Annotated in this window: 6 protein-coding genes; 4 read left to right on the top strand and 2 right to left on the bottom strand. The window is 56.4% G+C overall.

The window, feature by feature from the left end:
• Positions 1–318 precede the first annotated feature (318 nt).
• The gene (locus tag DMG62_00290) at positions 319–1,113 is read right to left on the bottom strand and encodes a Crp/Fnr family transcriptional regulator (protein PYY25007.1); all 795 of its coding nucleotides are present in this window, start codon (positions 1,111–1,113) and stop codon (positions 319–321) included.
• A 248-nt stretch (positions 1,114–1,361) separates the two neighbouring features.
• On the opposite strand from DMG62_00290, the gene DMG62_00285 reads away from it, so the two are divergent.
• Positions 1,362–2,156 (top strand): hypothetical protein, encoded by a 795-nt coding sequence (locus DMG62_00285; GenBank protein ID PYY25006.1) that lies wholly within the window; start codon positions 1,362–1,364, stop codon positions 2,154–2,156.
• A gap of 197 nt (positions 2,157–2,353) precedes the next feature.
• Positions 2,354–2,728 carry a hypothetical protein gene (locus DMG62_00280; GenBank protein ID PYY25005.1) on the top strand — a complete coding sequence of 125 codons (375 nt, stop codon included), beginning with the start codon at positions 2,354–2,356 and terminating at the stop codon, positions 2,726–2,728.
• Positions 2,729–3,077: 349 nt separating this feature from the next.
• Here the strand turns inward: DMG62_00280 and DMG62_00275 are convergent, their stop codons facing one another.
• The gene (locus DMG62_00275; GenBank protein ID PYY25004.1) at positions 3,078–5,666 is read right to left on the bottom strand and encodes a hypothetical protein; all 2,589 of its coding nucleotides are present in this window, start codon (positions 5,664–5,666) and stop codon (positions 3,078–3,080) included.
• Between the two features lie 772 nt (positions 5,667–6,438).
• Between DMG62_00275 and DMG62_00270 the strand changes: the two genes are divergently transcribed.
• Both DMG62_00270 and DMG62_00265 read left to right on the top strand, forming a co-directional pair.
• Positions 6,439–9,588 carry a hypothetical protein gene (locus DMG62_00270; GenBank protein PYY25003.1) on the top strand — a complete coding sequence of 1,050 codons (3,150 nt, stop codon included), beginning with the start codon at positions 6,439–6,441 and terminating at the stop codon, positions 9,586–9,588.
• Between the two features lie 210 nt (positions 9,589–9,798).
• Positions 9,799–11,595, top strand: coding sequence for a hypothetical protein (locus DMG62_00265; protein ID PYY25002.1), 1,797 nt, complete (start codon positions 9,799–9,801; stop codon positions 11,593–11,595).
• Positions 11,596–11,849: the final 254 nt, after the last annotated feature.

Below are 11,849 nucleotides of genomic sequence, written 5' to 3'. Positions count from 1 at the left end.
TACTGATGGCTGGACAGGTGCCGGTGGTGGCGTTCTTCGCCATTAAGTGGCTTCCGACCAATTTGAGACAAGGACTGCTTGTTCTGGCGTTGCAATTGGGCGCAGCACTCTCAGCCGCATTCCCGGTCTGGTGGTTGCACTGGTGAGCACGTCGGCTGGGCTGCCGTCTATCGGCGCCGCGGCGCTGATTTTGCCCTCAGAAAAGGTTGGGCGCCCACGCTTTCCCATTTCGACTTTTGCATTGGAGTTACGTTGTAGCGCGAGCCGCTGCTGGCACTGCCCGTGTGCGTGATGTTTTCTGGCGCTCTTCGAGGAGGGTTAAAGCAGCGCCAGGCGTTGGAATTCATCGCGTACGGTTCGATAGCACTCGCAGGCGGTTTTCTCGAGAGCGGAGCGATTCTGAATGGTCACAATTCCTCGTGTGTAGTCAATCAGACCGGCCCGGTGCAGGAGTCCCGCAGCCAAAGTGACTGTGGTGCGAGGCGCGCCCAGCATTTGTCCGAGAAAGCCATGGGTCAGCAGGAGCCGGTCGGATTCCATGCGATCGCGGCAGGTCAACAGCCAGCGGGCAAGCCGCTCCTCGATATTGTGAAGCCGGTTGCAGACAGCGGTTTGTGCGGTTTGTACCAGAAACGCCTGCATGTATTTTTGTAGAGTGTTTCGCAACTGGCTGGAGCGTTCAAATTCCTCTTTCAGAACCTTCGCTTCTATGCGAAAGCCCGAAGCCGCGATTTGAATGAAGGTTCGTCCGGGTGCGCCCCCGGTACCGAGCAGAATGGGAATACCAACCACTCCATCACAACCAATCACCCCAACCTCGACTGTGTCGCCGTTTTCGACCGTCACCACTACCGAGGCGATGCCATCTTCCAGGAAGTAGGCGTGGGCCATGTTTCCATCCAGCAGAGTCTTCTCTTGTTCCAGAGTCACCGGCGAAAGGTGCCGCGCGAGCCGGCTGATCTCATCTTTGGGGAGGGCTGCTAAGATTCGATTCTTGTAGTGCTGTTTGGGCGGGTTCATAGTCGCTCCTGCGCCGAAAAATCCGGCATCTGGATGCGCAAATGAACCAGCCTTAGAGAAGGCGGGAGAGATGCGTATGGAGATGTGACTCAATTGTACGCGCCTGGTGGTAAGAGAGGCTCGTCTAAGTGGGTTTCGGGTACCGATCCAAATCCGTGTGAGCGACTTCTCTGTTTTGGGCGCATCTTGGCTAATCGCTTGCAAAGAAAGAACTTAGTTAATCGAATGAGCACTTGCAGTACCCTGGTCGCAGCTGAAGCTATGTCTTACGATTCGATTTCCAGTTGAGCAACCGCGTTCGACGGTCCGGTATCAGACATAACTAGAGAACCGAGCGCAATGTGACCAGTAAATTGATTCCCCTTCGATCCAGCATTCCGACGAAAAGCGGAACGCCGGAAAGCCATTCCTCCGCTCCCGCAAGCGAGGGCAGGGTTGCGGCTTCGTTTGCTCACGAAATCAATAATCCCCTGCAATCGCTTATCAATCTTCTCCATCTCATGGATGAAGAGGGGGCCGCTCTCACCGCCGACGGCCGGCATTACCTCATGCTCGCCCAGGACGAAGCACAGCGCCTCTCCCAGATCGCGCACGCGGCCATGGATGGATTTGGGCACGCCGCTACTCGGGAAGAGGCAAACGTGCCTGAGATACTTGACTCCGTCCTTCGGTTTTATCGATCGCGATTCAAGTCGCAAGGGATTTTAGTCACCGCTCACTACTGTTGCCCAGATGGAAATCTACCTGTATATGCCAGCGCGCTGCGCCAAATGTTCTCAAATCTATTGCTGAATGCGGCCGACGCGATGCCTAAGGGCGGGAAAATTCACACCAAGATATCCAAAGCGCATGAATGGACTGGGCAGCACAGGCGCGGGCTACGGGTCACATTCGGCGACAACGGCTGTGGAATCCCGATGGACGATCTGCAGAGAATCTTGGAGCCTTTCTTCACCACAAAGGGGGTTTCCGGCAATGGTATAGGTCTATCGGTAGTAAACGACACGGTGCAAAAGCATGAAGGCGCAATGCGCGTCCGAAGCAGCACGAAAGCCGGTCGAAGCGGCAGTATTTTTTCTATCTTCCTGCCTGCCGCTGACCCGAAGCGACTGTTGAGACCTAGCAGAGTAGCCTAATTCTTGCGAACAACTCTCCCCCAGCTAATGACCGTCAATCAGCTCCCGCTGACTCAAGGCGCCGCGAGTGATATCGCGGAAGCCAGCACGTGCGTCTGCCGCAATATTTAAGGTCCGATGCCGGACAGACACGTGCAAGTTCCTGACGTAACATTCAGCTCACTGACAAGCTCAACCTTGTTCAAGTGGAGGCGCCAATGCCTCACATCGTCGCGCTCGCCGTGGGACAAGATCCCCTGCTGTTGGAAATGCGCAGTCAAGTGCTGCAAAGCGCCGGATATATGGTGGTCTGTGCGCTTTCCGTCGAAGAGGCGCTTCAGCATTTTGTTTCCAGTGACTTCGACATCGTCATTCTGTGCCACTCGATTCCCGTTTTGGATAGAGAGCGACTAACCTGCGCTATCCACAGCCGCAGCGCAGCCACACCGGTGGTTGTAGTTGCGTCCCGATTCAGCGCGATCGACCGCTTTGCCGATGCGATGATCGAGAACGAACCGGACATACTGCTGCAAGAAATTCCGAGAATATTGCACGACGCTGAAAAATATCATCGGGAAGCCAAGAGAGCGTGAGCATGAGTGGCTCGCGAGTTCCGATTGCCGATGGCATGGTCGATCATGCAATGCCCGCGAGTGGTTTGCCACATCCTCAAGAGCTGTCGGGCATCAGAGCTGAATAAAACTTAGTTCACGCCGTCTGGCCCAAAGCCAGATTGCACTCGTCAACGAAAAACAAGCTGAAGGGCGGGGCGCCCGGCCCGAAAGACTGGGGAGAAAAACTGGGGACCAGAAAGGATGTTCCCATTATGGAGCCAAGTTGAGAGAAGGCGTTCCGTCGGTCCCCAGCTTTCCCAGTGTGGAACTTCAAGAAATCGTGTGCCCCGCCCTCGCGCAGTGTTCGCGAAGGCGGAGCAGAGACTATTCAGAAGTGGAATCCGAGTTGGGCAGTAAACGCACGCGGAGTGACGTAGTGCGTGCCACTGAAGGTTGATAGGAAGTTGTAGAGTGCGTATTGGTTGGTTAAATTGATGGCGGTGAGCTGGAGACTCCACTTGTATTTGTCGCCCCCAAAAAGATTGTCTTCGCCAATCGACAGATCGAAAATGTGGCGCGGAGCGATACGCGGCGGATTCTTGTCATCGTTCTCCGTTCCCGGCTTGGGAACCGAGATCAGGGTTGACCCGAACAGCGACGGAGCACACGTTGTTAGTGGCGCGGACAGAGTTGCGCGCTGATTCCCGCAGAACAGGCCGGCCTGGAACTGCTGATCGGCGCTCAAACCAGTCAAGTCAACCGGTGTAGTCGTATCCGTCGCAAAGGGCACAGCTCCGGCCACCAGCCCGCTGTCGTAGCGCCAGTTGAAGCCGAACCAGGGAGCATTCTTTTTCGGCTGATACTGCAGGTGCGTCGTCTGGTTGAATCTTTCGTCGTGGTCGATGCGGAAGACGCCGACCGGCGCCGAAGGAGTCGCTCCTGCTCCGCTCACCTGCGGAGTGAAGAAGCGCGACGACACGCTGGACATTACAACCAGCGCTGAGAATCCGTGAAAGTTCGGCACGCTTATACGTCCGGCAAATGCTGGAATCTTGGAGCGCTGCCAGGCAATGGGGAAGAAAATCGGAGTGTTGCCCAGCACGCTGAAGTCGTAGGCATTGTGCGTGTATTTAGTGATGTACTCGCCCGACGCCACCAGGAATTTTCCTAATGCCTGCTCGATGCCGGCGTGGAATTCGTTGCGCCAGCCGGGTTGCAGAGGCGTGAGGTCAGCGGCAGAGCAGCCCAAAAGAGGATTCAGCACCACGTTGGCACAGCCCGTGCTTGAGACGATCAGGTTTTCATTGAACGGCGTTTCGAGCAGTCGCGCATAAGAAGCGCGAAGAACCGTATTAGTCCCTTTGATGTTGTAGGCAAGCCCGACCCGCGGTTGGACCTCCTGATGTGTCGTAAGTCCGTTGTAGAAGTCTCCACGCAATCCCAGGTTGAATGTCCAGTTGCCCTTAGTGATGGCGTCTTGCGCGTAGAGCGCGAGCTCTTTGACGTCGGTATGACCGTTGGACGTGAATAGCTTTCCTCCCTGCGTGAGATCAAACGCAGGAAGCACAGCGCATGGATCGGGAGCGGGATTTCCATTCGGGCAGCCAAAATTATTCGCGAGATAATTCGGATCGACGATGCCCAGCGTGTCGTTCTCGTTGAGGAACGTCTGCTGATAGGTCGCTCCCACCTTTAGGTTATGGATGCCTTTCGTGTAGTTGATGTCGGAGCGTATTCCGGCATTGGTCAGGTTTCGATCCTGAGCTAGCGTCGACGACTGAATGGGGCTGAAGTCCGCGAAGGGGTTTTTGCTCGGGTAATAGTTGAATTGGTCGCGGCGGACGAATGCTCCGAAGGTAAGTACAGAATTGGCGTTGAGCAGCCGAGTCCACGATGGCGCGATATTGAACGTCTTGATTTGCGAACGCTGATCCGCCGGACCCACAAGATTGCCTGCTGGATCGACAGCGCCGATGTTGAGATCGTCATAGGAATCGGGTGTTTGGAACCAGGAACGGGTGAAACCTAAGTTCAGCTGTAACGTGTCTGCTGTCGAAGGCTTGAAGTCTAAGCGGTCGAAGAAATTCTCTTCGTTGCCTTTGGCGTGCATAACCTTGAACTCCGGCGGATCGAGGAATCGACCTGTATTGAGCCCGTTGATCGCAACGTAATTTCCAATTTTGTCGCTTCCATAGGCGAGATCGAATCCGGCATTCGAGCTGCCAAATGTCCCGTAAGAAGCGGTCACGCTGCCGTGTGGCTCCTTACTTCCCAAACCGGAACGCGTCGTCACCTCTATGACCACGCTGGTCTTGTCACCAAACTCTGCCGGCGGGGCGCCGGAAATCACTTCAAGGGATTGAATCGAATCGAGAGGAATTTGGTTGGAGAATACCTTGCTCTGCTGATCGGTGATCGGCTGGCCATCGAGCGAGAAGGAGTTCTCGGCGTGATCGCCGAGTCCATGAAACAGCCCATTGGAATCCGCAGTGATTCCAGGCGACGCCAGCGTTACCAGCGAACTCACCGACGATGACGCGCTCTCCAGAGGAATCTTGTCGAACATTCCCCGATCGATGTCGGTGTGGAAGGTGGGAACATTCTCGATCAAATCAGCGCCGTTGCCTTCGACCGTTACCGTCTGCACTGCCGTTCCTACTTGCAGGTTGATCTGCAAATTGACTGGAACGGGCGAGCGAAGATCGAGATCTTGAACGTACGGCGCAAATCCGCTGCCGGTGACCGTCATGTGGTAGGGGTTAAAAGGAATATTTGAGATGCTGAAGGCTCCCGAATTATTGGTACTCACGCTCCGTTCAAATTGACTGACGGGATTGCGAATCTCGACAGTCGCTCCGGGTACAACCGCCCCGGAAGGATCGACAACCGTGCCGCTGATTGAGGTATAGCTCTTCGACTGGGCATTGGCGTTGAAGGCGAAGAAAGTCATGATGCACAGGGCTGCGAACGCAGCCATCCGCGCCGGCGACGTACGTGAAGGTGTTCTGGATAGTGCAAAATCGCGATTCATTGCGATCCATCCTTACTTTTCTGGCGTTCGTGAAAACGGACGCCGGCGCACCGCAAGCTTGCGGGCGCAGCTCTAACTTTTGATTTGAATGAAATGGATTCGGCAGTTAGAGCGAGGGAGGAGGCCGGATGTACAACGAAAGTACAGACTCAAGATCAGGAAGGGCAGCTCCCAATAAAACCAGAATGCCCACACAGCGTGCAGGCAAGGCAACTGAAGTGACGAGCGCAGCAGGCCGGGCAACAGAGTGGGAAGCAATGCAGAGCAAACAATTCTGCCGCGAAGGTCCCGAAGTGGAATGGAAATGAGCGGGCTCAGCGATGCACGCCGAGGCAAATACGATGATGCATAAGCAAACAATCCAGGCGCGCCACCCGGGTATAACCAGGCTATTGCTGCAATTACTCATCAGCCCTCACTCCGCACGGACTGGACCTACCGTAAATCATGCAATATCGCGGTTCTGACGATCCCATAAATGGGAGCGACAAACGTTAATCATAACAGTACGAACCACAATCCGCTAAAGACTCACTTAGTCAGCTACATCTCAGCCCCGTCCTCCCGTAGTGCACCATGTAGCCAACTTGCTACTCAGGATCCGAATCACACGGTTGCTGGTAAGTAGCTCTCGCAGCAAGAGGATCCAGGGATCTTTCTGTTACCCCGACGCGTAGTTATCCCAGTTCGTCGTTGCGTTCCGAGCTGCGGCCATAGCGTGCTCGCATTTTCGTATTCTTCTCCACTGCTCAACATATTTCAGTTCGGCCTGTTCTGGATAACGGCCTCGCTCTTGTTGCACGGTGCACAGACTGCTTCCACTCCGGAGCCGAAGTTCCGGGCTGACACGGTTCTTCTTGGTTTCAATTCCGGAATCACGGCGAAACAACAAGCAGCAATTCTGGCGCGTGTGGGGGCGCGGGAACTTCGGATGATTGGGCAGGGAGTTCACGTGCTGCGCGTTCCGGCCGGCCGGGTGGAGCAGACGATTGAGATGCTGCGCAAGTCTGCCGCAGTTCGATATGCAGAACCCGATTTCCGCCACACTGTGAATGCCGCGCCCAACGATCCCTCTTTCCCGCAGCAGTGGGCGCTGCTCAATAGCGGACAAAGTGTGAATGGAACCGCGGGGGTGACCGGAGCGGACGAGTCTGCCTGGAAGGTCTGGAACATCACGACTGGTTCGCGTTCTGTTGTGGTTGCCGTCACTGACACAGGCATCGATTACAACCATCCCGATCTCGCTGCGAACATCTGGTCCAATCCCGGAGGCGTGAACGGATGCCCGGCCGGTACTCATGGTTATAACGTGCTCAATAGCAGTTGTGATCCGATGGACGATGACACGGCCTACAACGGACACGGAACCCACGTCGCCGGGATCATCGGTGCGGCAGGGAATAACGGCATCGGCGTTGCCGGCGTGAACTGGCAGGTGACTCTGCTGGGAGTCAAGTGGGTCGATGCCGGAGGTCACGGCTACACCAGCGATCTGATCACTGCGCTGGATTGGGTCATGCGGGCTCAGCAAGCAGGAGTGAACATCCGCGTGGTGAACGACTCGCAGACCTGGGTAAGTACCGCCGCTTCGCAGGCATTATCAGACGAGATCGATGCTCTCGGCGCGAATGACATTTTGTTTGTCACCGCGGCAGGAAATACCGCGCAGGACAACAACACTACCCCGCGCTATCCCTGTGTTTACGACCGTCCTAATCAAATCTGCGCGGCGGCCAGCGATCAGAATGACCACTTGTGGTCTTCGAGCAACTACGGCAGCCAAACCGTCCAGCTTGCTGCTCCCGGAGTGAATATCTACTCGACACTGCGCAACGGCGCCTATGGATTTATCAGCGGGTGCTCCATGTCTGCCGCCGAGGTCTCGGGAGCTGCTGCACTGATTCTGTCCCTCGGATACCAGTCAGTCTCGGCGCTGCGCGCCACATTGCTGAGTGCAGTTGATGCGCTTCCAGCCTTTGCTTCGGTGACTCAAACCGGAGGCCGGCTAAACCTCTGCAAGGCGATTCCCGGCTGCGCGACAAGCGCTCCGGCGAATACTGCTCCACCTTCCATTTCGGGAAGCGCCGTTGCCGGTCAGCAGCTTGCAGCATCCAATGGCAGTTGGTCCGGCAGTCCAACCAGCTTCGCTTATCAGTGGCAACGGTGCGATGTGAGTGGCGCCGGCTGCTCGGCGATCGCCGGAGCTGCCTCGAACAGCTATTTGCTTTCCGGCGCCGACGTTAACTCGACGGTGCGGATTGCCGTAACCGCCTCAAATCCGGGGGGAGCCACGACCGCGGTCTCGCAACCTTCTGCGGTCGTGCAGGCAACCGGTTCCGGTCTAAATCTGGTACAGAGGGCAGCCGTGCAGGGCAGCGGAGTAGCGTCGCTTGCGCAGGCGTTCCCGAATGCGAACACCGCCGGAAACACGATCATCACCTTCGTAAGAGCCTCGACTACCACACAAACAATCACTTTGACCGACACTTTGGGAAATAAGTACATCGACGCCGTGCAACAAGTGCAGAGCAGCGATGGCCATCAAATTCATATTTTGTACGCTGCGAATATAGCGTCCGGCAGAAACACCGTGACGGCCGCCTTTTCCGGGACAAATAATCATCCCTGGCTCGCCATCTTTGAATACTCTGGGCTGAGTTCCGCGAATCCGCTCGACGTTACCGCCAGTGCTCAGGGCAGCAATGCTTCTCCGACGACTGGGAACACGCCCCAGACGCACGCAGCCAATGAGCTGACATTCGCCGGCCTCGGTTTGCCGTCGAGCACTTCTGTGACGGTGAGCGCCGGAGGCGGAGCTGCAATCGAGCTACAGCAAGCAAACCCAAGCGGCTCGCGCGCGGCTACCGAAGATGCCGTTCTGTCGAGCATGGGATCTTTTTCCGGCAGCTTTACTTTGAGCGGCGCCGCCAACTGGAGTACCGCCGCGGCGACGTTTGTCACTGCTGGATCGAGTTCGCCGCTGATGGTGGCTACGACTTCTCTGCCACCAGCGACGCAAGGCTCTTCGTACAACGTCTCGCTGAATGCCAGAGGAGGCGTGCCGCCGTACTCGTGGACTGAAACGGGAAACATGCCGCCGGGCCTGAACCTCGGCTCGAACGGCAGCATCTCGGGAGTGCCAAGCAATGCGGGAACGTACAACTTTACCGCCCAGGTAAGTGATGCCAATGGAAGTACCGCTGCCCAAGCCCTCAACATTCAAGTGAATCCCCCGGCAACGACTCCGATCGCTCTGGTGCAGTCGGCAAATGTCGAAGCTGCCGGAGTGTCTTCACTCTCGCAGGCATTCCCGAATGCGAACACAGTGGGAAATCTGATTATCGCTTTCGTGCGCATGTCGACGACGTGGCAGACGGTCCAAGTGACAGATTCGCGGGGGAACACGTACAGCGATGCGGTTTCTCAAACGCAGTCGACGGACGGCCACCAGACGCACCTCTTCTACGCCAGAAATATTGCCGGAGGAAACAACACCGTCACGGCAACCTTCTCCGGCGCGAACAATCATCCCTGGCTTGCGATCTATGAGTACAGCGGCCTGAGTGCAACCGCGCCGCTCGATGCAACGGCTCACGCACAAGGATCGAGTGCCACGGCCAGCAGCGACGCAACGGCGATGACCATGTCCCAACATGAGCTCGTCTTTGCCGGAGTTGGCTTGCCGGCCAGCAGTACGCAAACCGTTTCACCTGCCGCTGGCTACACGCTGCTGCAGCAGGATCCCTCGCCCAACCACTCCCGAGGCGCGGATGAGCAAGCGATCGTAAACGCCATTGCCCAGTATTCCGGGAGCTTCACGCTAAGCGGCGTCACGAACTGGAGCGCTATCGTGGCGACCTTCAAATAGTGATAGCACCAAATTGGGACGGGCGTCGTACCCTGTTGATTTGGTTTGTGGATTGCGTCTCCAGAGCATGCTTCCACGGGAAATTGGATCGAAGACGTGCAGCGTCAGCGCACCATTTTGAAAACCGCAAGAGGATGCGGCACCCGCCTCGCTGTCGAACTGCGAGCTTGTTACAATCGGACTAGAAGCTGCCGAACCAACCTTTAGCACTTGGGCACAAGCAGAGCAGCTCTGAATGCGCTTCAGCACACGCATTCCGTTCAGTTTTATTTTGAAGATAAATTTCTGCTGGAGTCGCTGAGCCGTTTTGTTGGTTCGGCTCTCGGCGCCGGCGATGCAGGGGTTGTGATCGCCACGGAAGAACACCGCATTGAACTCGCCCGGCGTCTTGCAGAGCGGGGCTTAGAGGTGGCGCGGATCGTCGAGCAAGGGCGGTATGTCGCGCTGGATGCGAGTGAAACGCTGTCGCAGTTCATGATCGATGAATGGCCGAATGAACAACGTTTTGTCGATGTCATCGGGAGTGTGATTTCGCGGACAAGAGCCGCAGCGCAAAGAGAGCATGGACGTGCCGCGTTGTTTGGTGAAATGGTAGCGCTGTTATGGGCGGAAGGTAAGCCGGATGCCGCTCTCAGACTGGAGCAGCTATGGAATCAGATCGCCCAGTCGCACTCCTTTTCCCTGGTTTGCGCCTATCCCCTGACCAAGTTCTACCGCGAGGATCACGGCGAAGCTTTTCAGAAGATTTGTAATGAACATTCTGCCGTGATTCCAAGCGAGAGCTATGCGCTGGCTTCAGAAGATGAGCGTCTGCGCATGGTTGCACAGTGGCAACAAAAGGCGCTTGCACTGGAAACAGAGATCGCCAGGCGGAGCGAGACCGAGGAAGCGGTGTCGCGGCTGGCGGCAATTGTCGAATCGTCGGAGGACGCAATCGCCAGTAAAGATCTGAATGGCATCATCCGGAGTTGGAATGCCAGCGCCGAGCGGATGTTCGAGTACAAAGCGGAAGAAATTATTGGCAAGCCAGTGACATTGGTCATCCCGCCGGAGCTTCACAAAGATGAAGCAATGATCTTGAGCAAGATCAGGCGGGGCGAGCGTATCGAGCATTTCGAAACCGTGCGTGTAACCAAGAGCGGCAGGCGGCTTGATGTTTCACTTACCGTATCGCCGCTAAAGCATGCTGACGGCCACGTAATCGGGGCCGCAAAGATCGTGCGCGACATTACTGAACGAAAGCGCACCACAGAAGCGTTATTGCGCACGGAGAAGATGGCCGCAACCGGACAATTGGCGGCTACTATCGCGCATGAGATCAACAATCCACTGCAAGGTTTGACGAACCTGCTGTCCCTGATTGCGTATAAAACCTCCCTCGACGACAACACTCGCCAGTTGGTGTCGCTGGCCGAAGGAGAGCTGAGTCGCATATCGCACATCGCGCGGCAGACGCTCGCGCTCTATCGCGAATCAACAACCCCGGTGCCGACTAAAATCACCGAAGTCCTGGAAGACGTCCTCGAAGTATTCGCTACGCGAATGCGCTCGAATCAGGTCAAGTTGGAACGGAGATACGAGTTCACCGGAGAACTTCCCGGCTTTCCTGCCGAGCTGCGCCAACTATTTGCGAATGTCATAACGAATGCGCTGGAGGCGACGAAAGAGAAAGGACGCGTCTATGTACACGTTGCTCCATGGCGCGAGAAAAAGAAGCCGGAACGTGCAGGGGTGCGAGTGCTGATCGCCGATAATGGAACAGGCATTCCCTCTGAGTTACGGCGGCGAATCTTCGATCCTTTTGTGACCACCAAAGCTGAAAAGGGAACGGGGCTGGGCTTGTGGGTCGCCAAAGCCATTGTGGGAAAGCACGAAGGCTCAATTCGCTTCCGCAGCAGCTCATCTCCAGTTCGCTCAGGAACTGTAATCTCCATCTTCCTGCCACTGCAGGCCGCATGGCAGGCGTTCTCCGCTGGCGTTGGGACAGGGCGCGACAGCGCTGCATGATCCGTTTTTGCAGGTCCAGTCAAACGCGCTATTGACAACAGAAATCCGCCGAGCACTTACGCAACTTGTTGAGAAAGCTTCGAGATCACTCAGCTAGTGGGCCCGCTTGCTGGTGGCTCGCCGGGGCTTGGGCTTGTTCTTGCCCTTGAGGTTGAGCGCCACTGCAGCGCGGATGAGATCCTTCAAGGCCACCTCATCGATCCTGTCGCCTTCGTGGATGTCGATGGCGCGCCTGACATTCCCGTCGAGGCTGG

It is taken from the genome of Acidobacteriota bacterium (assembly GCA_003225175.1).
In the GTDB taxonomy this organism is placed as follows: Bacteria; Acidobacteriota; Terriglobia; order Terriglobales; family Acidobacteriaceae; genus Gp1-AA112.
The sequence above is the reverse complement of the archived record's forward strand: the minus strand, read 5'-3'. Positions and strand labels throughout refer to the sequence as shown.